Here is a 24,143-nt window from a genome sequence, read left to right on the forward strand (position 1 = left end):
CGCCGCTGGCACCACCTGCCCGGCTGCACGCCGTCAGCGGGACCGATCGCGGGTCGCGGCCAGCGCCCACGCCACCAGCGCAGGCTGACCGAGCAGGCGTAGCGCCCGCTTGCGGTCGGTGTCCAGCCCGAAGCCGTTTCGGCGTTCGACGAACTGGGCGATGTTGCCGGGGAAGACCCCGACGAAGAAGCCGGCGACGGCCCGGCCGAGCAACCGGCGGGCGGGCTGGCGCCACGTCGCGAGCAACGCCGATCCCAGCGCGACCTCAGCGAGACCGGACACGACCACGACCTTGTCGACGTCGACCGGCAGCCAGGACGGCACCTGTGCCCGGAACTCCTGCCGCTTCGTCGTCAGGTGACCAACGCCGGTGCTCAGCAGGACAGCGCCGAGGGAGGCCTGACCGATGGCCTGCAGAACGGGTTTCGTCGGTTGGCTCATGATCCTGTTCCTGGGGCTCTGTCGAAGACGGACTTCCCCTACCATCTCCGATTCCGCACCGTTCAACCCTGCGAACTCGAGAGCCGGCCCGCCGCGACCGCCCTAGGTCGGCAGGGGGCCGGTGAGGTAGCGCTGGATCGTCGGGCCGATCGCGGCAACCAGGGTTTCCGGGTCCGCCGAGGCGACCGGCTCCAGACGCACCACGTGCCGCATCATGGCCAGGCCGATCATCTGGGTGGCCACCAGGGAACCGCGCAGCGGCAGTTGGGCCGGATCGACGTCGAGCTGTTCGAGCACCCGCCGCAGGACCTGGGTGGTGACGAACTCCCGCAGCAGTCGAGCGGTCCACTCGTTGCTCACAGCGGAGCGCAGCAGTGCCTGGGCCGCGCTGCCGGCCGGTGAGTCCCAGACGCCGAGGAAGGTGCGCACCAGTCGCTCACCGGCGCCGTCCGGGTCGCCGGCGATCACCTTCGGCACCAGCTCACCAGGGTCGACCGGGAAGTTCATCGCGGTGAGGAAGAGCTGGTCCTTGCTGCCGAAGTAGTGGTGCACCAACGCCGGGTCGACGCCTGCCGTGCCGGCGATGGCGCGGATCGAGGCGGAGTCGAAGCCACGCTCGGCGAACGCCGTGCGCGCCGCGTCGAGGATCGCCTCCCGGGTGTCCGGGTTGCCGGGTCGCCGGCCGGTCCGCCGCGTCATCGCCGCCCTTCGTTCGTCCACCTGGGCAGCCGTGGGCCGGTGCGCCCACGGCTGCCGCAGCCTCACCCGCTGCGTCGACGCAGGGTGGCCGCCGCGAGCACGAGCGCGAGCACCACCGCCCCGAGCACCACCGCCACGTCCCGCCACATTCTGCCGGTCGGCTCGGCGTGGGCACCGACCTCCTGCAACGCCTCGATGGCGTACGACAGGGGGAAGGCGTCACTGAGCGCCTGGAGCCAGCCGGCCATCTGGTCGCGGGCCACGAACAGCCCGCAGAGCAGCAGCTGGGGGATCACCACGACTGGCAGGAACTGTACTGCCTGGAACTCGGTGCGCGCGAAGGCGCTGCACAGCAGCCCGAGGGCGACACCGAGCACGGCGTCGACGACGGCGATCCCGATCACCAGACCGATGCTGCCGGCGGTCTCCAGGCCGAAGATCCAGTACGCCACACCGGCGGCGACCGCGGCCTGCACGGCGGCGGCCAGCCCGAACGCGATGCCGTACCCGAAGAGCAGGTCGAGCTTGCCCAGCGGTGTGGTGAGCAGCCGCTCCAGGGTGCCGGAGGTGCGTTCGCGCAGCATGGCGATGCTGGTCACCAGGAACATGATCACGAAGGGGAAGATGCCCAGCATCACCAACGCGACCCGGTCGAACGTCGTCGGCTGGCCGGGCGGGGTGGGCTGGTCGGCGTACATGAAGTAGACCAGGGTGAGCAGGACGGCCGGCACCACCACGAGCAGCGCGATGGTCCGCCGGTCGTGCCGGAGCTGGCGCAGGATGCGGCCGGTGGTGGCCGCCAGGATCCGCGGGTTCATGACTGCTCCTGTCCGGCTGTCGTGGCGGTGGTGGTCGGGCCCGCCTCGCCGGCCCGGATCAGGCGCAGGAACGCCTCGTCGAGGTCGTCGACACCGGCGGCGGTGCGGATGGCGGCGGGGCTGTCGTCGGCGATAAGCCGCCCCTGGCGGATCAGCAGGAGCCGGTCGCAGCGGGCCGCCTCGTCCATGACGTGACTGGACACCAGCAGGGTGGTGCCGGCGGCGGCCATCGCGTGGAACCGGGCCCAGAGGTCGGCCCGCAGCACCGGGTCCTGACCGACGGTCGGCTCGTCGAGGATGACCAGTTCCGGCTCGCCGACCAGCGCACAGGCCAGGGAGGCCCGGCTGCGTTGGCCGCCGGAGAGGGTGGCGACCAGTTGGCCCGCCGCGTCGGCCAGCCCGACATCGCTGACCGCGCGGTCGGCCTCGACCCGCCCCCGTCCATACAGGGCGGCGAAGTAGCGGGCGTTCTCCCGAACGGTCAGGTCGGCGTAGACGCTCGGCGCCTGGGTCAGGTAGCCCACCCGGTGGCGCAGCGCCGGGGTGCCCGCCGGTTGGCCCAGGACGGTGATCTCCCCGCCGCCGACCACCTGCACACCGACCACCGCTCGCATGAACGTGGTCTTGCCGCTGCCGCTGGGGCCGAGCAGGCCGGTGACCGCCCCGCGCGGGACGCGGCAACTGATGCCGTCCAGCACCCGCCGCCCGCCTCGGTCGACGACCAGGTCGCGGACGGCTATCGCGTCGTCCATCGCGCACCTCCAAAGAAACTCATCATCTGTTGAACTCAACGCTAGATGAAATACCGATCAGGGCGCAACGGTCGAGGCCGGTGTCCGACTGCCCGCCGTCGCGTACAGCGTGAGAACGGGCAGTAGGCTCCGGACCGGACACCGAGTCCGCCAACGGGCATTGCGCGCTGATCGGACGTACGGCACGATGGCGCGGTGGGTCACGCTCCGTTACCGGACAGCGGTTTTCTTGAGGACTGGGCCGCGCGGTTGCGACAGGGCGCCGAGCGGCCGGTCGTCGGCATCCTGCTGCGCGGCAGTCACGCCCGCCGCGCCGCCACCGCACACAGCGACGTCGACCTCGACGTGCTGGTCGGCGGTGCCCCGTACGCCGCCCGACAGGCGTACCTGGCCGAGTCCGCAGGCCGGGTCACCCACGTCTCGGTGGCCGCCCGTGACGTCCGCTCCTGGGTGCACCGACTCGGCGAACCGGCCGACTGGGCGTTCGGGCTGCCGGTCACCACACCGGCGCGACTGCTCTGGGCCGACCCGCACTGGCGGCCCCGGATCGATCTGCCGGTGCTCTGTCAGCCCGCCGAGCCACCCCGGCTGGAGGAGCTGATCGCCACGCTCGGTAAGGCCGCCGCCGCCCGCGTCGCCAACGACCGCGTGGGGGTCCGGCTCGCCGTCGCCGACCTGGCCCGCCTCTGCCCGTCGGTGCTGCGCCCGGCCAACCCGTCGGTGCGGGTCCACTCCCGTCGGGCGGCCTTCGCGGCGGCCCTGGAACTGCCGGTCGCCCCACCCGGCTACCGGTCGGACATGCTGCTCTGCCTAGGGCTGCGTCCGGGCGCCACCAGCCAGCTGTGGGCCGCCGCCGTACGGCTGGTCGCCGGCACACTGCCGCTCATCCGGCCGTACGCCGAGGAGATCGCCGACACGGCCGGCGCGGACCTGGCCGCCGCCCTGGTCGACGGTCGGCTGGACCGCTACGTGGCCCAGCTGGCCCGGCCCGCCGGGTCTGCGCCGGAGCCCGAGCGGGAGCGGTCGCCGGTACCCGCACCGCGTGCGGGACAATTCATCACTGTGCCCGTACCTGACTCGCCGGTGACCGGCGTTCCCAGCGATCCGAGCGACCCGGTTGTGTCCGAGCCGGCTCGCCCGTCCCGGCTCGACCCGGCCATCGCGGCCCAGCTGCGCCGCTCCGCCGACGGCCTGGTGGCCGCCGTGGTCCGCGCGCACGACTCCGGTGAGGTGCTGATGGTCGCCTGGATGGACGACGAGGCGCTGCACCGCACCCTCACCACCGGCCGCGCCACCTACTGGTCACGCAGCCGACGCGAATACTGGGTCAAGGGCGCCACCTCCGGGCACCACCAGTACGTCCGTTCGGTCGCGCTGGACTGCGACGGGGACGCGCTGCTGGTGAGCGTGGACCAGGTCGGAGCGGCCTGCCACACCGGGCACCGGACCTGCTTCTTCACCGAGCTGCCCGTCACCACGCCGGAGGCACGGTGAGCGCGCCGCGGACGAGCCCCACGGCCGTGAACGAAAGGCAGACCCAGCCATGACCGACGGCATCGTCAGCCCCGACCTGGCCGCCTTCACCGAGCTGGCCACCGGCTGGCGGGTGGTGCCGGTCACCCGGCGGTTGCTGGCCGACGCGGAGACCCCGGTCGGGGTCTACCGGAAGCTGGCCGGCGGGCCGGGCACGTTCCTGTTGGAATCGGCCGAGCAGGGCGTCGGGTCCGCCGGCATGGCCTGGTCACGGTATTCGTTCATCGGCGTACGCAGCAGCGCCACCCTCGTCGAGCGGGACGGCGTCGCGACCTGGCTCGGCCAGCCGCCGGCCGGGCTGCCCACCGAGGGTGACCCGATGCGGGTGCTGCGGGAGACGGTGGCGGCGCTGGCCGGCCCGGTGGGGGACCCGTCCGACGGTCTGCCGCCGTTGACCGGGGGCATGGTCGGCTACCTGGGTTACGACCTGGTCCGCCGTTTCGAGCGGTTGCCGGAGCTGACCGAGAACGACCTGGGCGTGCCGGAGCTGGGCATGATGCTCGCCACCGACCTGGTGGTGCTCGACCACTACGACGGCTCGGCGATCCTGGTCGCCAACGCGGTGCTGCCACCGCCGGACGCCCCGGACCGCGCCCCGCAGGTGACCGCCGCGTACCACCACGCGGTCGGCCGACTCGACGCGATGACCACCGCCCTGTCGCGGCCCATCCCGCCGATGATCTCCACCGTCGAGCGTCCGCCGGCCGGGGAGGTGCTCTGTCGTACGCCCGACGACGGTTACCCGAAGGCGGTGGAGGCGGCCAAGGAGGCGATCCGGGCCGGTGAGTGCTTCCAGATCGTGCTCTCCCAGCGCTTCGAGCGGTCGATCCACGCCGACCCGCTGGACGTCTACCGGGTGCTGCGCACCAGCAACCCCAGCCCGTACATGTACCTGCTGCGCTTCGACGGGTTCGACATCGTCGGCTCGTCGCCGGAGGCACACCTGAAGGTCACCGGTGGCGTGGACGGGCGACGGCGGGCGTTGCTGCATCCGATCGCCGGCACCCGGCCGCGCGGCGGCACCCCCGCCGCCGACGCAGCGCTCGCACAGGAGTTGCTCGCCGACCCGAAGGAGCGAGCCGAGCACGTGATGCTGGTCGACCTGGGCCGCAACGACCTGGGTCGGGTCTGTCAGCCGGGCAGCGTGGAGGTGCCCGAGTTCGCCACCATCGAGCGGTACAGCCACGTCATGCACATCGTCTCCACCGTCACCGGCACGTTGCGGGACGACCAGACCGCCTTCGACGCGCTCGCCGCGACCTTCCCGGCCGGCACGCTCTCCGGCGCGCCCAAGGTGCGGGCCATGGAGATCATCGAAGAGTTGGAGCCCGTCCGCCGGGGCGTCTACGGGGGCACTGTCGGTTACTTCGGCTTCGGCGGCGACCTGGACATGGCGATCGCCATCCGGACCGCGCTCATCCGCGACGGCCGCGCCTACGTGCAGGCGGGGGCGGGGGTGGTCGCCGACTCGGACCCGGCCGCCGAGGACCGGGAGACGCGGAACAAGGCCGCCGCCGTGCTGGCGGCGATCGCGGCCGCCGAAACCTTGCGGCCTGCTCGGTGAGCGCGAGGAGTGCAGCGCAGCGGAGCCCCGCAGTCGCGAACGGAAGGTGGGGTCGGTGAGTGCCGAGGAGCGGTCCGCCGTGGGTCGGCGCGAGTTGACGTACGCGGTGTTGCTCTGTCTGGCCGGCGCGGGCCTGGCGTTGTGGGCGGCGACGCGGAGCTGGTCGGTGGAGCTGACGGTGCGCCCGGCGCCGCTGCCGCCGGTGCGGGACACCCGCAGCGGCGGCGGGCTGCTGCCCTGGCTGCCGGCGTTGGCGCTGGTGGCGTTGGCGGGTGGTGGAGCGGTGCTGGCCACCCGGGGTCGACTGCGGCAGGTGCTCGGTGGGCTGCTCGGCGCGCTGGGGCTGGCCGTGGCGGCTGGCGGCGGGTACGGGCTGGTCGCCGACATCGGCGGTTCGGTGAGCCGGCAGTGGCCGGCGCTCTGCCTGCTCGGCGGTCTGCTGGTTGCCGTCGGCGGGTGGTGGACGGCGTGGCGTGGTGGCGGTTGGCCGGCGATGGGCGCCCGGTATGAGCGGCCGGTGCGTTCGGCCCCTGCGACCACGTCGGTGCCGGCTGGTTCGGAGGGTCCGCCGGCTCCGCTGGCGGGGCGGCGGACCACCGAGGCGTGGGACGCCCTGGACCGGGGCGAGGACCCGACGGCCGACTGACCCGACGGCCGGGTTCGGTCGGCGGGGGTCAGCCGACCGGCTGGTGCTCCCGCTGGGCTCGGCGACCGGCGGCGCGGGCGGCGGTCAGTTCGGCTACCAGGCGGTTCAGCTCGGCACGCTGATCGGCGCGGGCCCGGTCGGCGCAGACGGCCTCCCAGGCGTTGCCGCGGGCGGTCCGCATCCGTCCTTCGCCCACCACGGCCCGCTCCACGCTGTGCACCACGCCGACGGCGAGCGACGCCACAGTGCGCGAGATGGTGGTCAGGCCGATGGTCGGCTGCGGCTCGGAAATGCTCATGGTCACCTCGCACAGGAGTTGCGACGGTCGGGGCAGGCGCGCCATTGAGTCTGCCCGAGGTCGATGCTCGCCGGTTGACGTTTCGCCGCCGTGAACGCCCGGTCAACTGTCCCGCCCTGGCCCTGACCAGGGCCCCCTGTCAAACCTTGAGCTTGCTCACAACATCGACCGGCGTCGCTGTCGCCGAGCGCCGTCCGCCAACTGGTGGCATGATCGATGGATCGGCTCGGTTCGACCGTGGCCGCCAGGCCCCGTACCCGTGACGGCGGTCGATACCGGAGGTGGCGCTGCGTGACACACCGTTCACGGCAAGTCGGCCATTATGCCGCAGCCCTTTTCGTGAGCAGCGCCATACCCCCGGCGTCCGGCGTAGGTCGGCTGCCCCTAGCATCGGCCCATGACGCCCGGAGAGGGGAGTCCGTTGGTGACTGCTGAGCATGCGCACGCGGAGGGGGACGACGCCGGTCAGGCAGCGTCCGTAAGCGTGCTCGACGAGATTCTGGCTGGCGTACGTGAGGACGTCGCCCGACGCCAGGAGCAGGTTCCGCTGGAGCGGATCCGTGAACTGGCAGCGGCTGCGCCGCCGCCGCTGGACGCGTACGCGGCGCTGCGCAAGCCCGGCGTCGCCGTGATCGCCGAGGTGAAGCGTTCGTCGCCGTCCAAGGGCCGGCTGGCCGAGATCGCCGATCCGGCCGACCTCGCCGTCGACTACGCGGCCGGTGGGGCTCGGGCGATCAGCGTGCTGACCGAGGGGCGCTGGTTCGGTGGCTCACTGGACGACCTGGCGGCCGTCCGGGCCGCGGTCACGGTTCCGGTGCTTCGTAAGGACTTCGTGGTCTCCAGTTATCAGGTGCACGAGGCGCGCGCGCACGGCGCCGACCTGGTTCTGCTGATCGTCGCTGCGCTCGAACAGAACGTGCTGATGGGTCTGCTGGAGCGCATCGAGTCGCTGGGCATGACCGCGCTGGTCGAGGTGCACGACGAGGAAGAGGCCGACCGCGCTCTGGAGGCCGGCGCGCAGGTGATCGGGGTCAACGCCCGTGACCTGCGTACCCTGGAGGTCGACCGGTCCGTGTTCGAGCGGATCGCGCCCGGCCTGCCCAGCAGTGTCGTCAAGATCGCCGAGTCCGGCGTCCGTGGCCCGCACGACCTGATCCGGTACGCCTCGGCGGGCGCCGACGCGGTGCTCGTGGGCGAGGGCCTGGTCACCCAGAAGAGCCCTCGCGAGGCCGTCGCCGAACTGGTCAACGCGGGCAACCACCCGGCAACGCCCAGGCCGGTGCGCTGACCTCGCACCGGACGCCCCACCGAGAGGATTTTCCGATGAGCGCCGACGCGCTGGCCCCGGTGGCCGGCTCGCAGCCCGACTCCGCCGGCCACTTCGGCCGCTTCGGCGGTCGGTTCGTTCCCGAGGCCCTGGTGGCCGCGCTGGACGAGCTCGACGGGGCGTGGCGCACGGCGATGGCGGACGAGTCCTTCCGGGCCGAGTTCGCCGCGTTGCTGCGTGATTATGCCGGCACCCCGTCGCTGCTCTACGAGGCCCGGCGGTTTTCCGCGAAGGTCGGCGCACGGGTGCTGCTCAAGCGGGAGGACCTCAACCACACCGGCGCGCACAAGGTGCGCAACGTGCTCGGCCAGGCGCTGCTCACCAAGCGGATGGGCAAGACGCGGGTGATCGCCGAGACCGGTGCCGGGCAGCACGGCGTGGCCACCGCGACCGCCGCCGCCCTGTTCGACCTCGAGTGCGTGGTCTACATGGGCGAGGTCGACACCGAGCGGCAGGCCCTCAACGTGGCCCGGATGCGGATGCTCGGCGCCACCGTCGTCCCGGTCACCAACGGCTCGCGCACGCTCAAGGACGCGATGAACGAGGCGATGCGCGACTGGGTGGCCAACGTCGACGAGACGCACTACCTGATCGGCACCGCCGCCGGCCCGCACCCGTTCCCGGCGATGGTCCGCGACTTCGTCCGGGGCATCGGCGACGAGGCCCGCCAGCAGTGCCTCGACCTCACCGGCGCGCTGCCGGACGCGGTCACCGCCTGCGTCGGTGGCGGGTCCAACGCGTTGGGCATCTTCCACGCCTTCGTCGGTGACACGGACGTGCGGCTGTACGGCTTCGAGGCCGGCGGTGACGGCGTGGCCACCAGTCGGCACGCGGCCAGCATCACCGGCGGGTCGGCCGGCGTGCTGCACGGTGCCCGCACCTACGTGTTGCAGGACGCCGACGGGCAGACGCTGGAGTCGCACTCGATCTCCGCCGGCCTGGACTACCCGGGCGTCGGGCCCGAGCACGCCTGGTTGCACGACACCGGCCGGGCGACCTACCTGCCGGTCACCGACGACGAGGCGATGGCCGCGTTCGAGCTGCTCTGCCGCACCGAGGGGATCATCCCGGCGATCGAGAGCGCGCACGCGCTCGCCGGCACCCTCACGCTGGCCCCGAAGCTCGCCGCCGAGCTGGGCCGCGAGCCCACCATCGTGGTGAACCTCTCCGGGCGGGGCGACAAGGACGTGCACACCGCCGGTGACTACTTCGGCATCCTCGACAAGGAGCGGTGAGATGAGCCGGATCGGGGTGGCCTTCGACAAGGCCCGCGCCGACGGGCGGGCACTGCTGGTCGGCTGCATGCCGGCTGGTTTCCCGACCGTCGAGGGCAGCATCGCCGCGATGACCGCCATGGTCGAGGCCGGCGTCGACGTCATCGAGGTGGAGATCCCCTACTCCGACCCGGTGATGGACGGGCCGGTGATCCAGAAGGCCAGTGACATCGCCCTGGCCGGTGGCGTACGCACCGCGGACACCATGCGCATCATCGAGGCGGTGGCGGCCACCGGCGCTCCGGTGGTCACCATGACCTACTGGAACCCGGTCGAGCGGTACGGCGTGGACGTGTTCGCCCGTGATCTCGCCTCCGCCGGTGGCACCGGGCTGATCACCCCTGACCTCATTCCCGACGAGGCCGACGAGTGGCTGGCCGCCTCGGACGCGCACGGGCTGGACCGCACGTTCCTGGTGTCGCCGTCGTCCACCGACGCCCGGCTGGCGATGACGGTGGAGCACTGCCGCGGTTTCGTCTACGCGACAGCGGTGATGGGGGTGACCGGTGCCCGGGCGAGCACGTCCGACGCCGCGCCGACGCTGGTCTCCCGGGTCCGGGCGGTCACCGACCTGCCGGTCGGTGTCGGTCTGGGCGTGGGCACCGGTGTGCAGGCCGGCACCGTCGCCGGGTACGCCGACGGGGTGATCGTCGGCAGTGCCCTGGTCCGGTGCGTGCTCGACGCGCCCAGCGAGGCGGAGGGGCTGGCCGCCCTGCGTACCCTCAGTGCCGAACTCGCGGAAGGCGTCCGCAACCCCACCCGCTGACGGCGCGGCGGGCCTGTCTGTCTTTGGCGTGTGATGCCGGTGAGTCATCGTGATGACTCACCGGCATCACGCTCGAACGGGTGTTGCCCGTCCGGTCGGCGTCGGGCCGCTCAGTCGTGTCGGCGCGGTCCGGGGCGAAGTGGGCCGTCCGCCGCCGTCTCACCACGTTGTTCCGGCGGCTGCGCCACGACCCCGTGCCCGTCAGACCCGTTCACCGGCTCTCCAATGGGCTCGGGCGGTGCCCACGAAGCGTCGCGGAGCACGCCGGAGCGGCCGGCGCGAGCATCGGTGACGGCGGCGTGGGTGAGCGGCGTGACCGACTCGGGCAGCGCGTCGGGGGAGTGCCAGGACAACCGGCAGCCCGGCGGCGGGTCGGCGGCGGGTTGGACCCTGGCGGCGCGGGCCCGGAACACGTGCACGAGGACGTCCGGCAGTGGCCCGGCGCGCCCGGGGGACGTCCGCCCGGTGGGGCCGCCTAGGTGGTAGACGCCGACCAGGTCGACCAGCTCGATCTCCCAGCCGGTCTCCGCGCGGATGTCCCGCAGGGCTGCCTGCACCGGGCTCTCGGCCGGGCGTAGCCGCCCGCCGGGCAGCGCGTATCGGCGCTCCCCCCGGCCCTGCCGGCAGAGCAGCACCCGGCCGGTGTCGTCACTGACGACCGCGGCGACCGCCCAGGTGAGCGCGCTCATGGACAAAGAGCGTACGGGGGTGCAAACCAGAAGTCACCGGGATGCGCACTCCAGCGGCCCGGGGTGCCGCTGCGGGGGTGTGCAGCGGTAGCGTGTGCACCCGTGACCCTCGCCTCGCTGTCCCCCCAGGCGGCCCTGCCCAGCCCCAGCACCGCGGTCTGGCAGCTCGGGCCGGTGCCGATCCGGGCCTACGCGCTCTGCATCATCGCCGGCATCGTGCTGGCCTGCTGGGTGACGGAGCGCCGGCTGCGGCAGCGCGGCGTCGCGCCCGGTGCCGTGCTCGACATCGCCGTCTGGGCGGTGCCGGCGGGCATCATCGGCGCCCGCATCTACCACGTGATCACCTCACCGGAGAAATACTTCGGCGCCGGTGGTGAGCCGATGAAGGCATTCGCCATCTGGGAGGGCGGTCTCGGCATCTGGGGCGCCGTCGCCGGTGGCGCGCTCGGCGCCTTCATCGCGGCCCGACAGCTCGGCATCCCGTTCGGGGTGGTGGCCGACGCGTTGGCACCCGGGCTGCCGCTGGCCCAGGCGGTCGGCCGGCTCGGCAACTGGTTCAACAACGAGCTGTTCGGTGGCCGGACCACCCTGCCGTGGGGTCTGGAGATCCACCGGATGGACCCGGACAATCCGGGGCACGCGCTGCGCGACGACGCCGGGCAGCCGATCCTCGAACCGGGCCTCTACCAGCCGACCTTCCTCTATGAGGCGCTGTGGAACCTCGGCGTGGTCGCGTTGGTCCTCCTCCTCGACCGCCGGCTCAAGCTGGGCCGGGGCCGGGCGTTCGCGCTCTACGTGATGGGCTACACCGCCGGCCGCTTCTGGATCGAGCTGATGCGCACCGACGAGGCCAACCAGATCCTCGGCGTACGGCTCAACGTCTGGACCGCCGCGCTGGTCTTCCTCGGCGGGTTGATCTACTTCGTCCGGGTGCGCGGCCCCCAGGAATTCCTGATCCCGCTCGGCGCGGCGGCGACGCCGACCACGCCCCCCACGTCCGACCTGTCCCAGGTGGACCTCTCCGAGCGGGAGACCCCCGCGCAGGCCGCGGCCCCGGAGGGCTACCGGGTGGTCAGCGAGGAGCAGTACGCCGCCTGGCAGGACACCGGCGTCGTGCCGCCCGAGCCGACCGCCGACGAGGACGTCCGGCCCGGTGGCGCCGAGCCGCTGGGTGACGAGTCGCGTGTCGACGAGGCAACCGTCGACACCACGTCGGCCGACGAGGACCCGGCGGACGACCCGTCGGCCACCCGTACCGACCGGGCCGACGCCACTGGCGCACGGCCCGCCGACCGGGACAGCTGAGCGGGGGCGGCACCGATGCGAAGCGCGGTGGTGGTCGGCGCAGGGGTCGGTGGCCTCGCGGTGGCCGGCGCGCTGGCCCGCTCCGGCTGGCAGGTGACCCTGCTGGAGCGCGCCGAACGGGTCCGTCCCGAGCCGACCGCCGTGGTGCTCTGGCCCAACGGCGTCCGCGCGCTGCAGGCCCTCGGTCTCGGCGCGGGCCTGGCTGCCATCGCCACGCCGCTGCCCGACGGTGGGGTCCGTCGCCCCGACGGGCACTGGCTCGTGCAGCCCCGGCCCATTCCCGCCGACCGGATGCCGGTGGTGGTGCACCGCGAGGACCTGCACGACGCGCTGATCGCCGGCCTCGGTGAGCGGGTCGAGCTGCGGACCGGTGTGACAGTGCGCCACGTCCGGGTCGAGCCCGGTGAGCGACCGGCGGTCAGCGACGGACGGCAGACCATCGAGGTCGACCTGGTGGTCGCCGCCGACGGCACGGACAGCGGCATCCGCCGCCAACTCGCCCCCGAATCCCGGGTGGTCAGCTCGGGCTGCGCCGCCTGGCGGGCCGTCATTCCCTGGTACCAGGCCCCTCGGCTACCCGACGACCAGCCACTCGCCGGCGAGATCCTGGGCGCCGGCTACCGGTTCGTGGCCGCGTCGCTGGGCGAGCGCGGCTCGTCCGGCGGGTCCACCCGGGGCGGCATCTACTGGGTGGCCACCGCCGCCGGCGCACCCCGCCCGGAACCACCGGAGACCCAGCTCGCCCTGTTGCGCCGCTGGTACGCGGGCTGGCCCGACCCGATCGGGGCACTGCTCGACGCCACCGACCCGGCCGACCTGGTCCAGCAGGAGGTCCGCGAGCTGCGACCGCTGCCCCGCGCGTACGGCTTTCCGTCCGGGCCGGGCGGCGTCGTGCTGCTCGGCGACGCGGCGCACGCCATGCCGCCGCACCTCGGGCAGGGCGCCTGCCTCGCGTTCGAGGACGCCGCCACCCTGGCCTCTCTGCTGCGGGAAGCCCGGCTGCCCGACGCCGTTCAGGCGTACGACCGGATTCGCCGCCCGCGGGCCGCGACAGTGGTCCGGCAGACCCGACGGATGTCGGCGGTGCTCCAGGCTCGGGGCCGGTTGGCGTTGCGAGCCCGGGACGCCGCGCTGGGCACGATCAACTCGCGACTGCTCTCCAGCGCCGCTGCCTCCGCGGCCCAGTGGCGCCCTCCAACCTGACCCACCCCGGTCAGGGGATCAGGGCGACCGGTTCGGCGATGCAGGCGGTGCCGATGCGGCGGAAGCCGACCCGCAGGTAGACCCGGGCGATCTCGTTGCTGCCAGCGGAGAGGAAGACCAGGTCGGTGCCGGCGGCGACGAGCTCCCGGGCCAGGGTCGCGGTGAGCGCGGCGCCCAGCCCGCGGCGGCGGGCGGCGGGCAGGGTGGCCACCCCGGCGATCTCGGCGACGTCGCCGACGCGCATGGCCATGCCGCTGGCCAGCGCACCGTCGGTGGGCGTGCCGGCCAGCGCGGAAATCCGTCGACCGTCGGCGATCCGGGAACGCTCCTCGTCGAGCGCGGCCAGTTCGAGTTCGGTGACGGCGGCGTCCCGCTCGGCCGGGCCGGCCTCGCCGGGCGCGGTGCCGGCGGCGGCGAATGACACCGCTGCCACCGCACGCCGCGCCGCGACATCGGCGGCGAAGCCGGGGGAGTCGGCGGCCAGCACCCGCACCGCCACGTCGGACAGCGTCGCCGGGTCGGGCAGCGCGGCGGGGTCGAGCACCATCAGCGGCGCCTCCAGCACGTGCAGCCCCGCCGAGCGGGCCACCGCCAGCAGCTCGGGGCTCGTCTCGTGCACCCACTCGAAGGCTTCCGGCAGGCCCAGCTTCCGCTGCCGCTCGCGGACCGAGGTCACGTCGGCCAGCGACGGCGGCTCGGTGGCGTCGATCCGGGGGCGGGCGTAGAACGGCCAGCCGGCGCCATCGCGGACGAACAGCACCAACCCGCCGTGCTCCTCCGCACCGGCGACGTCGCGGGGCACCGCGTCGTAGAAGCGTTCCAACCGGTCGAAGACGCCCTTGTGTAGCTGATCCACCGCGCGAGACTACACGTCCCAGCCTGTGGACGGTGTGATCAATCTCAGGTGGCCCTGCGACCCCGGCCCTAACGTAGACTCAATAGACCCCGGGCCGACGTCGTCCCCACCATGATCCAACCTGAGTGACGACAGGAGGCCCGGTGGCTCAGCCGTACGCGGACAAGATTCAGCCGTATCCGCACAGCCCGCAGGCGTCCCCGATGCCCGGCTCCCGCCCGCCCGCGCAGGGCCTCTACGACCCGGCGCAGGAGCACGACGCCTGCGGGGTGGCCTTCGTGGCGGACCTGCACGGCCGGCGTTCGCACGCGGTCGTCGCCAACGGGCTCGGTGCCCTCTGTCGACTGGACCATCGCGGCGCTCGCGGTGCCGAGCCGAACACCGGCGACGGCGCCGGCATCATGATCCAGGTCCCCGACACCTTCCTGCGCGCGGTGGCGGACGTCGCGCTTCCCCCGGCGGGCGAGTACGCCACCGGGCTGGTCTTCCTCCCCGACGACGACGCCGCCGAGGCGCGTGCCCGGCGGGTGATCGAAAAGTACGCACTGGTCGAGGGAGCCGACCTGCTCGGCTGGCGGGACGTGCCGATCGACCCGAGTGAGCTTGGTGAGACGGCCCTGGCGGCGATGCCCCGGGTCCGGCAGCTCTTCCTGGCCGCACGCCGGCTCACCGACTCGCCAGAGGGGCCCGCCGGTTCACCGCTGCGCGGCATCGACCTGGACCGGGTGGCGTTCAGCCTGCGCAAACAGGCCGAGCGGGAGACCGCCGAGCGGGGCGTGCCGGCATACTTCCCGTCGCTGTCCAGCCGCACCATGGTCTACAAGGGAATGCTGACGCCCGACCAGTTGCCGGCCTTCTACCCGGACCTGCGCGACGAGCGGATCGACAGCGCGATCGCGCTGGTGCACTCCCGCTTCTCCACGAACACCTTCCCGTCCTGGCCGTTGGCGCACCCGTACCGGTTCATCGCCCACAACGGCGAGATCAACACGATCCGTGGCAACCGCAACTGGATGCAGGCCCGCGAGGCGCTGCTGCGCTCGCCGAACGTGCCGGGCAACATCCGGCGGGTCTTCCCGGTGTGCACGCCCGGCGCCTCCGACTCGGCGAACTTCGACGAGGTCCTTGAGCTGCTGCACCTGGCCGGACGGAGCCTGCCGCACGCGGTGCTCATGATGATCCCCGAGGCGTGGGAGAACGACCCCGGCATGGAGCCGGCCAAGCGCGCCTTCTACCGCTTCCACGCGAGCCTGATGGAGCCGTGGGACGGTCCCGCGTCGGTGGCCTTCACCGATGGAGAGATCGTCGGCGCGGTCCTGGACCGCAACGGGTTGCGTCCGGGGCGCTGGTGGCAGACCGACGACGGGCTCGTGGTGCTCGGTTCCGAGGCGGGCGTGCTCGACCTCGACCCGGCCCACGTGGTCGCGAAGGGGCGACTCCAGCCGGGCAAGATGTTCCTGGTCGACACCGTCGCGGGTCGCATCGTGCACGACGAGGAGATCAAGTCCGAGTTGGCCGCCGCCCAGCCGTACGGCGAGTGGCTGCACGCCGGGCTGATCGAGCTGGGCGACCTGCCGCCCCGCGAGCACACCGTCTACACCCACGACTCGGTGCGCCGCCGGCAGCAGACCTTCGGTTACACCGAGGAGGAGCTGAAGATCCTGCTCGGGCCGATGGCCCGCACCGGCGCCGAGCCGCTCGGTTCGATGGGCACGGACACCCCGATCTCGCCGTTGTCGACCCGGCCGCGGCTGCTCTACGACTACTTCCACCAGCTCTTCGCCCAGGTCACCAACCCGCCACTGGACGCCATCCGCGAGGAGCTGGTGACCAGTCTGGCGTCGACGATCGGGCCGGAGGGCAACCTGCTCGACCCGGGCGCGGCGAGCTGCCGCCAGATCGTGCTGCCGCACCCGATCATCGACAACGACGAGCTGGCGAAGATCCTCTCCATCGACGAGGACGGCGACCTGCCCGGCTTCAAGGCGGTCCGGGTGTCCGGGCTGTACCGCATCCGGGAGGGCGCGGCCGGGATCAAGGCGCGGCTGACCGAGATCTGCCGGCACGTCTCCGAGGCCATCGAGGACGGCGTCCGCATCCTGGTGCTCTCCGACCGGGACTCCAACGCCGACCTCGCGCCGATCCCGTCGCTGCTGCTCACCGCCGCCGTGCACCAGCACCTGGTGCGGGAGCAGACCCGCACCCAGGCGGCGTTGATCGTGGAGTCCGGCGACTGCCGGGAGGTGCACCACGCGGCGGTCCTGATCGGCTACGGCGCCGCGGCGGTCAACCCGTACCTGGCGTTCGAGTCCGTCGAGGACATGATCACCACCGGCGCCCTGGCCGGCGTCGAGCCGGCAGCTGCGGTCCGCAACTACGCCAAGGCGCTCGGCAAGGGCGTCCTGAAGATCATGTCGAAGATGGGCATCTCGACGGTCTCCTCGTACTGCGGGGCGCAGGTCTTCGAGGCGGTCGGCCTGGACACCCGGCTGGTCGAGCGCTACTTCCGGGGCACCCCCAGCCGGATCGGCGGGGTGAACCTCGCGGGCGTGCATGCCGAGGTGGCCGCCCGGCACGCGCTGGCCTGGCCCCCGGCGGGTTCCGCCGCCTCCGACCGGTTGGAGGTCGGTGGCGAATACCAGTGGCGCCGCGAGGGTGAGCTGCACCTGTTCAACCCGGAGACGGTCTTCCTGTTGCAGCACGCCACCCGCAGCCGGCAGTACGACGTCTTCCGGGAGTACACCGCGAAGGTCGACGCGCTCGCCGCGCAGGCCGGGTCGCTGCGTGGACTGTTCACCCTGCGCACCGGGCTCCGCCCGGCGGTGCCGATCGACGAGGTCGAGCCGGCCAGCGAGATCGTCAAGCGGTTCGCCACCGGCGCCATGTCGTACGGGTCGATCTCCGCGGAGGCGCACGAGACGCTCGCCATCGCGATGAACCGTCTCGGCGGCAAGTCCAACACCGGTGAGGGCGGCGAGGACGTCGATCGCCTGCACGACCCGGCCCGCCGTTCGGCGGTCAAGCAGATCGCCAGCGGCCGGTTCGGTGTGACCAGCGAATATCTGGTCAACGCGGACGACCTCCAGATCAAGATGGCCCAGGGCGCCAAGCCGGGCGAGGGCGGTCAACTGCCCGGCAACAAGGTCTGGCCGTGGATCGCCCGTACCCGGCACGCGACTCCGGGCGTCGGTCTGATCTCCCCGCCGCCGCACCACGACATCTACTCCATTGAGGACCTCGCCCAGCTCGTGCACGACCTGAAGTGCGTCAACCCGACCGCGCGGGTGCACGTCAAGCTGGTCAGCGAGGTCGGCGTCGGCACCGTCGCCGCCGGGGTGGCAAAGCTCAAGGCCGACGTCATCCTGATCTCCGGCCACGACGGGGGCACTGGCGCCTCCCCGATGAACTCGCTCAAGCACGCGGGCACCCCGTGGGAGCTGGGCCTTGCCGAGGCCCAACAGACGCTCCTGCTCAACAAGCTGCGCGACCGGGTCACCGTGCAGGTCGACGGTCAGCTCAAGACCGGCCGCGACGTGCTGATCGCGGCGCTGCTCGGCGCGGAGGAGTTCGGCTTCGCGACCGCGCCGCTGATCGTCGCCGGTTGCGTGATGATGCGGGTCTGCCACCTGGACACCTGCCCGGTCGGCATCGCCACGCAGAACCCGGTGCTGCGCGAGCGCTTCACCGGCACGCCGGAGTTCGTGGAGAACTTCTTCCTCTTCCTCGCCGAGGAGGTCCGGGGATACCTGGCCGAGCTGGGTTTCCGGTCCATCGAGGAGGCGATCGGGCAGTCCGAGCTGCTCGACGTGGCCCCGGCGCTGACGCACTGGAAGGCGCACGGGTTGGACCTGGCGCCCGTCCTGCACCTGCCGGAGCTGCCCGCCGGCGCGGCCCGACGGGGGATTCGCGCACAGGATCACGGCCTGGAGCTCTCCCTGGACAACGAGCTGATCGCGCTCGCGCAGCCCGCCCTGTCCGCCGGTGCGCCGGTACGTGTCGAGGTGGCGGTCCGCAACGAGCACCGCAGCGTCGGCGCGATGCTCGGCGGTGAGGTGACGCGCCGCTTCGGCGGTGCCGGCCTTCCGGACGACACCATCGAGTTCGTGCTGCACGGCACGGCCGGGCAGTCGTTCGGCGCGTTCCTGCCGCGTGGGGTGACCCTGCGGCTGCACGGCGACGCCAACGACTACGTGGCCAAGGGCCTCTCCGGTGGGCGGATCATCGTCCGTCCGGATGCCGCGGCGCCGTTCCTCGACCCGGACGCCGAGCCGGGGCAGCGGGCCGAGGATCAGATCATCGCCGGCAACACCATCCTGTACGGGGCGACGGCGGGTGAGGTCTTCCTGCGTGGCCGGGTGGGGGAGCGGTTCGCGGTGCGCAACTCCGGTGCGGTCGCCGTGGTCGAGGGGGTTGGCGACCACGGCTGCGAGTACATGACCGGCGGCACCGTCGTGGTGCTCGGCGCGACCGGTCGTAACTTCGCGGCCGGCATGTCCGGCGGCACGGCGTTCGTGCACCACCTGGACCGCGCACGGGTCAACACGGAGCTGGTCGACCTGGCGCAACTGGGCGAGCAGGAGCAGTCGTTGCTGCACGAGCTGGTCCAGCGGCATGTGGCCGAGACCGGGTCGGCGGTCGCCGAGGAGCTGCTCAAGCGCTGGCCGGAGGCGGTGGCCGAGTTCACCGCCGTGGTGCCCCGCGACTACCGCCGGGTGCTGGAGATCATGAAGGCCGCCGAAGCCGCCGGCCGCAACGTCGACGACGCGGTGATGAGCGCACTCAGCGCGCCGTCCGCCGCGCCGGTGCCGCCCGCCCCGCGGGTGGCTGCCCAGGAGGTGGCTCGTGCCTGACCCGAACGGTTTCCTGCGCTACGACCGGCGACTGCCGGCCCGCCGCCCGGTGCCGGTGCGGATCAGCGACTGGCGCGAGGTGTACCCACCGGCCGGCGAGGAACTGGTCCGCGAGCAGGCCACCCGATGCATGGACTGCGGCATCCCGTTCTGCCACGACGGCTGCCCGCTGGGCAACCGCATCCCGGACTGGAACGACCTGGTGCGGACCGGCAACTGGGACGCCGCAGTCGAGTCGCTGCACGCCACCAACAACTTCCCGGAGTTCACCGGCCGGCTCTGCCCGGCGCCCTGCGAGGCGGCCTGCGTCCTCGGCATCTCCGGCGGCCAGCCGGTGACCATCAAGCAGGTCGAGGTGGAGATCGCCAACGCCGCCGCGGCACGCGGTTTCACCCCTCGCGCGGTGCCGGCGCCGTCCGGTCGGTCGGTCGCCGTCGTCGGCTCCGGGCCCGCCGGCCTCGCCGCCGCCCAGCAACTGGCCCGCGCCGGTCACGCGGTGACGGTGTACGAGCGTGACGACGCGATCGGCGGCCTGCTCCGGTACGGCATTCCCGACTTCAAGTTGGAGAAGCGGCACATCGATGCCCGCCTGGCCCAGCTCGTCGCCGAGGGGGTGCGCTTCCGCACCGGCGTGAACGTCGGGGTGGACGTCACCGCCGAGCAGTTGCGCGCCGAACACGACGCGGTGCTGCTTGCCTGCGGCGCGTTGCAGGGGCGGGACACTCCGGAGACCCCGGGGCGGGCGCTTCGGGGCGTACACCAGGCGATGGCGCACCTGGTCGCGGCGAATCGCGCGGTCGCCACCGCGGCCACCGACCAGCCTGGCGTCGCGGCCACGGGTGAGGCCCGGCCGGCGCGTGCGCTGCTGCCGGACGGCAGCCCGATCGACGCGGCCGGCAAGCACGTGGTGATCATCGGTGGTGGTGACACCGCGGCTGACTGCCTCGGCGTCGCGCACCGGCAGGGCGCCGCGGGCGTGCACCAGCTCGACCTGTACCCGCAGCCGCCCCAGGAGCGCGACGAGGCACGGGACCCGTGGCCGACGTGGCCGTGGATCCTGCGCAGCTACCCGGCGCACGAGGAGGGTGGCGAGCGGGTCTTCGCCGTTGCGGTGCAGGAGTTCGTGGACGACGGCACCGGACAGGTGCGGGCGGTGCGGATCGCTGAGGTGACAGTGGAGAAGCGCGACGGTCGACGGGTCGTGACCGTGGTGCCGGGTTCCGAGCGGGAGCTGCTGGCAGATCTGGTGCTGTTGGCGATCGGCTTCGAGGGCACCGAGCAGCAGCCGTTGCTGGCCCAGTTCGGTGTGACCCGTAATCCCCGGGGCGCGGTCGACGCCCGCGACGACTGGCAGACCGACGCCGACGGGGTGTTCGTGGCCGGTGACATGCACCGGGGTGCCTCGCTGATCGTCTGGGCCATCGCCGAGGGGCGTGCGGCGGCTGCCGCCATCCACGAGCACCTCGGTGGTGTCGGTGCGTTGCCGGCCCCGGTCGGCCCGGCCGCGCAGGCCCTCGCCGCTCGCTGACCGGGCGTCACCGGCGGTCCACGGAGGTCCGGTCGGTGCGGCAGTCCCTGCCCACCGGCCGGACCTCACCGTCGGGCGGCGCGTCGCTGAGACAGCGGTCACCCCCCGATGGCCCGCGCACGGGACAGGACGAAACGAAGATCATCGTTACGCTGCGATCATGGACATCGAGGAGCGGCTACGACGGACCCGTCGGTGGCTGTGGGTCGTGCTGATCGGGCTCTTCCTGAGCGGTGCCACCGCATTTCCGCTGGAGATCGAGGTGCGCTGGCTGCTGCGCGCACTGGACCCGCTCTCCGACCAACTGCCCGCCCTGGTCGCCTGGATCGAGCGGGTGCACGCCGGCCTCGTGACGGCCGGTGAGGACTACCCGTTCCTGCTCTACGGCACCGACTGGCTGGCGTTCGCCCATCTGGTGCTGGCGGTGGCGTTCTGGGGGCCGCTGCGGGACCCGGTGCGCAACGTGTGGGTCGTGCAGGTCGGCATGATCGCCTGCGCGGGAATCGTGCCGCTGGCGCTGATCTGCGGGCCGGTCCGGGACATCCCCTGGTTCTGGACGCTCATCGACCTGTCCTTCGCGGTTGGGGCGTTCCCTCCGCTCTGGTTCGCCTACCGGCACATCCGTGCCGTGGAAGCGAGCACGGCCGCGGCGACAGGCGTGCCAGCGACTGCGTGACCGGGCTTCTCCAGACCCTCGGCCGGGTGGTGAAGTCGGCCGGGGACGACCTGCGGGAGAGCAACAGCATCCTTGACGGTCCCTGTAGAGCTGCCCCAGATATGGGCCGCGGTCATCGCCCCATTCCTGGGGCAGCTCGACAGGCAAGCACCGAAGTGGCCGGCCGTCGGTCCGTGCACCGTGAGGACACCGGAACCCCGGGACACCGAGACGCCGGGATACCGAGACACCGAGACGCCGGAAGGGCCCGCCGCAGGACGGCGGGCCCTTCCAGTCCACACCGGATGCCTAGTGCGACAGCAGGTGGTGCGACTCGCGGATCTTGGCCCAGGACTTCGGCTCCGTCGGTGGGGCCGCCTTGCGTGCGGCGGTGGCCACGTCGGGCCGGCCGGCGGTGAACAGCCAGGTGGCGAACAGGTCGTCCAGGTCCAGCCCGGAGATCCGTTCCGCCAGTGCCTGGAACTGCTCGATGGTGCCGTTGCCGTATCGGTGCTCGCTGGTCCAGGCCGGCAGGATCTCGAAGAACGCGTCGTCGCCGACGGCCAGCCGCAACTGGTGCAACGTCATCGCGCCGCGGTCGTAGACGGCGTTGTCGAAGACCCGGGCGGCACCGGGGTCACCGGGCAGCACCTGCCAGAACTCGTCGTCAGCCGGGTAGCTGGCGTAGGTGAAGTCGAACACCTCCTGCGCGGTGCCCTCACCCTGCTCCTCCGACCAGAGCCACTCGGCGTACGAGGCGAAGCCCTCGTTGAGCCAGATGTTGCGCCACTCGGCCACCGAGACCGAGTCACCGAACCACTGGTGGGCGTTCTCGTGCGCCACCACGTACGTGTTGGCGCCGCGCCGCCAGAAGCCCGGCCCGTACACCGGTCGGGTCTGGGTCTCCAGTGCGAAGCCGATGCCGTCGATCGGCCCGGCCACGCCACCCTGCGCCTCGAACGGGTACGGCCCGAAGATCCCGCTCTCCCAGTCGACGATCTCGGCGGTCCGCTCGATGCTGGCCCTCGCGGCCGGCCCGAGCGCGCCCAGCGAGGTGCTGTATGCGTTGACCACCGGCTGGCCGCCCGGCGTGGTGTCGGTGACGATGTCGTACTGGCCGATGGCCATGAAGGCCAGGTAGGTGGCGGTGGGTGAGGTGGTCCGCCAGATCCACCGGGTGCGGTTGCCGGCCTCGGCCACCGGTGGTCTCGGCTGCACGCCGTTGCTGATCACCTCGACGCCGGTGGGCACCGAGACCGAGATGTCGAAGGTGGCCTTGTCCAGGGGGTGGTCGTTGCTCGGGAACCACCACCAGGCCGACTCGGGCTCGTTGACGGCGAGGGCGCCGTCGTCGGTGCGCGTCCAGCCGGTGTAGCCGCCGACCAGGGTTTCCGACGGGATGCCGTTGTAGCGCACCACGATGGTGAGCTGCTGACCCCGGGTCACCGTGCGGGCCGGGGTGACCACCAGCTCGTGTGCGCCCGCGGTGCTGGTGGTCGCCGCCCAACCGTTGACCCGCACCGACTCGACGTCGAGCAGGAAGTCGAGATTGAACGCCGACAGGTCCTGGGTGGCGGTGGCGAGGATGGTGGTGGTGCCGGTGAGCAGGTCGGTGGCCGGGTCGTAGCGCAGCCGGACGTCGTAGTGCTCGACGTCGTAGCCGCCGTTGCCGTAGTCGGGGAAGTAGGTGTCGCCCAGGCCGGCCGCACCGGGTTGCGGCGCGGCGGTGACGATCGGCCGACCCCAGCCCGTCGGGGCGGCCTGGCCGGGGGTGCCGGCGAGCATGGTGCCGGCGGTGGTGAGGGTCAGGGCGGCGGTGGCCGCCGTGAGTGCACGTCGCACGAGGTGGACTCCCTCCATCGGGTGTTCGCCACGTCAACCTAATCGACAGAAGTGAACGTCGCAGACCCGCCGCGCGGCGTCGTCCACCTATTCCATTGATGGAGATGTTTCGATAGCATTACCGGCTAGTAACAAAAGACCCAACCTGGCCACGCGCGCGGTCGCAGGATCCCACCACCCCCTGTTCTGTGGAGGTCCGTCATGCCCCACCGTCCACTCGCCCGCGCCCTGGCCGCACTGGTCGCCCTCTGCGCCGCCGCCCTCGGCGCCGTGCTCGTTCCCGGCACCGCGCAGGCCGCCGCCGTCAACTACGTCGCGCTCGGCGACTCGTACTCCTCCGGCGTCGGCGCCGGCCCGTACGACTCGTCCGGCTGCCTGCGCAGCCAGAAGTCGTACGCCCCGCTCTGGGCGGCCGCCCACGGCGTGACCAGCTTCAACTTCCGGGCCTGTGGCGGTGCGGTCACCGCCGACGTGCTCAACGACCAGGTCAGCGCGCTCAGCGCCAGCACCACCCTGGTCACCATCACCATCGGCGGCAACGACGCCGGCTTCGTCAACGTCATCACCAGTTGCCGGTTCGGCAGCACCTCGTCCTGCACCAACGCCGTCAACACCGCGAAGACCTTCGCCACCACGACCCTGCCCGCCCGGCTGGACGCCACCTACACCGCCATCCGCAACCGGGCACCCAACGCCCGGCTGATCGTCCTCGGCTATCCGCGGCTGTTCGAGACGACCTCCTGCGGATGGTTGGCGATGAGCACCTACAAGCGCACCATCCTCAACGAGGCCGCCGACGTGCTCGCCTCGGTCACGGCTGGCCGGGCCAGCGCGGCCGGCGCCACCTTTGCCGACACCCGACGCACCTTCGCCGGGCACGGCGTCTGCGCCGGCGACCCGTGGATCAACGACATCTCCGGGATCATCGAGGCGTACCACCCGGACGCCGACGGCTACCGCTACGGATACCTGCCCGCGCTGAACGCTGTCACCGGCTAGAGCGAAACGGCACCGCACCGCCAGAACCCATCGGCCGGCGGCCGAGCGTCCCCTGTGGGCACTCGGCCGTCGGCCGGCCACGCGTCTGTACCCGATGC

At 72.5% G+C, this 24,143-nt stretch carries 20 protein-coding genes and 1 pseudogene; 13 read left to right on the forward strand and 8 right to left on the reverse strand.

Going from position 1 to position 24,143, the window contains the following annotated elements:
• Positions 1–33 precede the first annotated feature (33 nt).
• From KBX46_RS22085 to KBX46_RS22100, 4 genes are all read right to left on the reverse strand, one after another.
• Complete coding sequence (locus tag KBX46_RS22085) at positions 34–441, reverse strand: hypothetical protein (protein WP_088949342.1); 408 nt, start codon at positions 439–441, stop codon at positions 34–36.
• Between the two features lie 102 nt (positions 442–543).
• A complete protein-coding gene (locus KBX46_RS22090; RefSeq protein WP_210793896.1) occupies positions 544–1,140 on the reverse strand; it encodes a TetR family transcriptional regulator in 597 nt (198 codons plus the stop codon).
• Between the two features lie 62 nt (positions 1,141–1,202).
• The gene (locus tag KBX46_RS22095; protein ID WP_088949340.1) at positions 1,203–1,958 is read right to left on the reverse strand and encodes an ABC transporter permease; all 756 of its coding nucleotides are present in this window, start codon (positions 1,956–1,958) and stop codon (positions 1,203–1,205) included.
• On the reverse strand, positions 1,955–2,710 hold the full coding sequence (locus tag KBX46_RS22100) for an ABC transporter ATP-binding protein (RefSeq protein ID WP_210793897.1): 756 nt from the start codon (positions 2,708–2,710) through the stop codon (positions 1,955–1,957). Before KBX46_RS22100 ends, KBX46_RS22095 begins: the two co-directional genes overlap by 4 nt.
• 558 nt (positions 2,711–3,268) lie before the next feature.
• On the opposite strand from KBX46_RS22100, the pseudogene KBX46_RS33195 reads away from it, so the two are divergent.
• The 4 genes and pseudogenes from KBX46_RS33195 to KBX46_RS22115 form a co-directional block, all read left to right on the forward strand.
• A pseudogene (locus tag KBX46_RS33195) lies at positions 3,269–3,592 on the forward strand (phosphoribosyl-AMP cyclohydrolase); the annotation flags it as partial.
• Between the two features lie 180 nt (positions 3,593–3,772).
• Positions 3,773–4,204, forward strand: a complete 432-nt coding sequence (hisI, locus tag KBX46_RS32650) for a phosphoribosyl-AMP cyclohydrolase (protein ID WP_141912863.1) — start codon at positions 3,773–3,775, stop codon at positions 4,202–4,204.
• A 49-nt stretch (positions 4,205–4,253) separates the two neighbouring features.
• On the forward strand, positions 4,254–5,807 hold the full coding sequence (locus KBX46_RS22110; protein WP_210793899.1) for an anthranilate synthase component I: 1,554 nt from the start codon (positions 4,254–4,256) through the stop codon (positions 5,805–5,807).
• Between the two features lie 46 nt (positions 5,808–5,853).
• Complete coding sequence (locus KBX46_RS22115) at positions 5,854–6,453, forward strand: Trp biosynthesis-associated membrane protein (protein ID WP_210793900.1); 600 nt, start codon at positions 5,854–5,856, stop codon at positions 6,451–6,453.
• A gap of 28 nt (positions 6,454–6,481) precedes the next feature.
• Here the strand turns inward: KBX46_RS22115 and KBX46_RS22120 are convergent, their stop codons facing one another.
• The gene (locus KBX46_RS22120) at positions 6,482–6,751 is read right to left on the reverse strand and encodes a hypothetical protein (protein WP_088951908.1); all 270 of its coding nucleotides are present in this window, start codon (positions 6,749–6,751) and stop codon (positions 6,482–6,484) included.
• A gap of 484 nt (positions 6,752–7,235) precedes the next feature.
• On the opposite strand from KBX46_RS22120, the gene trpC reads away from it, so the two are divergent.
• Genes trpC through trpA form a run of 3 tightly spaced genes read left to right on the forward strand, consistent with a single transcriptional unit; the run spans position 7,236 to position 10,118 of the window.
• Entirely contained in the window at positions 7,236–8,039 is an 804-nt protein-coding gene (gene trpC / locus KBX46_RS22125) for an indole-3-glycerol phosphate synthase TrpC (RefSeq protein ID WP_172862221.1), read from the forward strand.
• Between the two features lie 35 nt (positions 8,040–8,074).
• Positions 8,075–9,313, forward strand: coding sequence for a tryptophan synthase subunit beta (trpB, locus tag KBX46_RS22130; protein WP_210793901.1), 1,239 nt, complete (start codon positions 8,075–8,077; stop codon positions 9,311–9,313).
• Position 9,314: 1 nt separating this feature from the next.
• Positions 9,315–10,118, forward strand: coding sequence for a tryptophan synthase subunit alpha (gene trpA / locus KBX46_RS22135; RefSeq protein WP_088949334.1), 804 nt, complete (start codon positions 9,315–9,317; stop codon positions 10,116–10,118).
• 110 nt (positions 10,119–10,228) lie between these two features.
• Here the strand turns inward: trpA and KBX46_RS22140 are convergent, their stop codons facing one another.
• Complete coding sequence (locus KBX46_RS22140) at positions 10,229–10,807, reverse strand: NUDIX hydrolase (protein ID WP_210793902.1); 579 nt, start codon at positions 10,805–10,807, stop codon at positions 10,229–10,231.
• A gap of 102 nt (positions 10,808–10,909) precedes the next feature.
• Between KBX46_RS22140 and lgt the strand changes: the two genes are divergently transcribed.
• Positions 10,910–12,112 (forward strand): prolipoprotein diacylglyceryl transferase, encoded by a 1,203-nt coding sequence (lgt, locus tag KBX46_RS22145; RefSeq protein WP_210793903.1) that lies wholly within the window; start codon positions 10,910–10,912, stop codon positions 12,110–12,112.
• Positions 12,113–12,127: 15 nt separating this feature from the next.
• Positions 12,128–13,315 carry an NAD(P)/FAD-dependent oxidoreductase gene (locus KBX46_RS22150; RefSeq protein WP_210793904.1) on the forward strand — a complete coding sequence of 396 codons (1,188 nt, stop codon included), beginning with the start codon at positions 12,128–12,130 and terminating at the stop codon, positions 13,313–13,315.
• Positions 13,316–13,325: 10 nt separating this feature from the next.
• On the opposite strand, the gene KBX46_RS22155 is transcribed toward KBX46_RS22150, so the two are convergent.
• The gene (locus KBX46_RS22155) at positions 13,326–14,171 is read right to left on the reverse strand and encodes a GNAT family N-acetyltransferase (RefSeq protein WP_210793905.1); all 846 of its coding nucleotides are present in this window, start codon (positions 14,169–14,171) and stop codon (positions 13,326–13,328) included.
• Between the two features lie 203 nt (positions 14,172–14,374).
• Between KBX46_RS22155 and gltB the strand changes: the two genes are divergently transcribed.
• The 3 genes from gltB (at position 14,375) to KBX46_RS22170 (ending at position 21,225) form a co-directional block, all read left to right on the forward strand.
• Positions 14,375–19,021 carry a glutamate synthase large subunit gene (gltB, locus tag KBX46_RS22160; RefSeq protein ID WP_210793951.1) on the forward strand — a complete coding sequence of 1,549 codons (4,647 nt, stop codon included), beginning with the start codon at positions 14,375–14,377 and terminating at the stop codon, positions 19,019–19,021.
• A complete protein-coding gene (locus KBX46_RS22165; protein WP_210793906.1) occupies positions 19,014–20,549 on the forward strand; it encodes a glutamate synthase subunit beta in 1,536 nt (511 codons plus the stop codon). Before gltB ends, KBX46_RS22165 begins: the two co-directional genes overlap by 8 nt.
• A 160-nt stretch (positions 20,550–20,709) precedes the next feature.
• Positions 20,710–21,225, forward strand: a complete 516-nt coding sequence (locus KBX46_RS22170) for a hypothetical protein (RefSeq protein ID WP_210793907.1) — start codon at positions 20,710–20,712, stop codon at positions 21,223–21,225.
• A 288-nt stretch (positions 21,226–21,513) separates the two neighbouring features.
• Here the strand turns inward: KBX46_RS22170 and KBX46_RS22175 are convergent, their stop codons facing one another.
• Positions 21,514–23,064, reverse strand: a complete 1,551-nt coding sequence (locus KBX46_RS22175) for a M1 family metallopeptidase (RefSeq protein ID WP_247667951.1) — start codon at positions 23,062–23,064, stop codon at positions 21,514–21,516.
• A 183-nt stretch (positions 23,065–23,247) separates the two neighbouring features.
• On the opposite strand from KBX46_RS22175, the gene KBX46_RS22180 reads away from it, so the two are divergent.
• Positions 23,248–24,045, forward strand: coding sequence for an SGNH/GDSL hydrolase family protein (locus KBX46_RS22180; RefSeq protein ID WP_088949327.1), 798 nt, complete (start codon positions 23,248–23,250; stop codon positions 24,043–24,045).
• Positions 24,046–24,143 lie beyond the last annotated feature (98 nt).

The sequence above is a fragment of the Micromonospora sp. C81 genome (assembly GCF_018070425.1).
GTDB lineage: Bacteria > Actinomycetota > Actinomycetes > Mycobacteriales > Micromonosporaceae > Micromonospora > Micromonospora zamorensis.

Bases quoted from the DNA above. Each gene is read 5' to 3' on its own strand.
- KBX46_RS22170 (WP_210793907.1), top strand. From the start codon at position 20,710: ATGGACATCGAGGAGCGGCTACGACGGACCCGTCGGTGGCTGTGGGTC.
- KBX46_RS22140 (WP_210793902.1), bottom strand. From the start codon at position 10,807: ATGAGCGCGCTCACCTGGGCGGTCGCCGCGGTCGTCAGTGACGACACC.
- KBX46_RS22150 (WP_210793904.1), top strand. From the start codon at position 12,128: ATGCGAAGCGCGGTGGTGGTCGGCGCAGGGGTCGGTGGCCTCGCGGTG.
- KBX46_RS22110 (WP_210793899.1), top strand. From the start codon at position 4,254: ATGACCGACGGCATCGTCAGCCCCGACCTGGCCGCCTTCACCGAGCTG.
- KBX46_RS22175 (WP_247667951.1), bottom strand. From the start codon at position 23,064: ATGGAGGGAGTCCACCTCGTGCGACGTGCACTCACGGCGGCCACCGCC.
- KBX46_RS22090 (WP_210793896.1), bottom strand. From the start codon at position 1,140: ATGACGCGGCGGACCGGCCGGCGACCCGGCAACCCGGACACCCGGGAG.
- KBX46_RS22180 (WP_088949327.1), top strand. From the start codon at position 23,248: ATGCCCCACCGTCCACTCGCCCGCGCCCTGGCCGCACTGGTCGCCCTC.
- KBX46_RS22085 (WP_088949342.1), bottom strand. From the start codon at position 441: ATGAGCCAACCGACGAAACCCGTTCTGCAGGCCATCGGTCAGGCCTCC.
- KBX46_RS22100 (WP_210793897.1), bottom strand. From the start codon at position 2,710: ATGGACGACGCGATAGCCGTCCGCGACCTGGTCGTCGACCGAGGCGGG.
- KBX46_RS22120 (WP_088951908.1), bottom strand. From the start codon at position 6,751: ATGAGCATTTCCGAGCCGCAGCCGACCATCGGCCTGACCACCATCTCG.
- gltB (WP_210793951.1), top strand. From the start codon at position 14,375: ATGCCCGGCTCCCGCCCGCCCGCGCAGGGCCTCTACGACCCGGCGCAG.
- trpA (WP_088949334.1), top strand. From the start codon at position 9,315: ATGAGCCGGATCGGGGTGGCCTTCGACAAGGCCCGCGCCGACGGGCGG.
- trpB (WP_210793901.1), top strand. From the start codon at position 8,075: ATGAGCGCCGACGCGCTGGCCCCGGTGGCCGGCTCGCAGCCCGACTCC.
- KBX46_RS22095 (WP_088949340.1), bottom strand. From the start codon at position 1,958: ATGAACCCGCGGATCCTGGCGGCCACCACCGGCCGCATCCTGCGCCAG.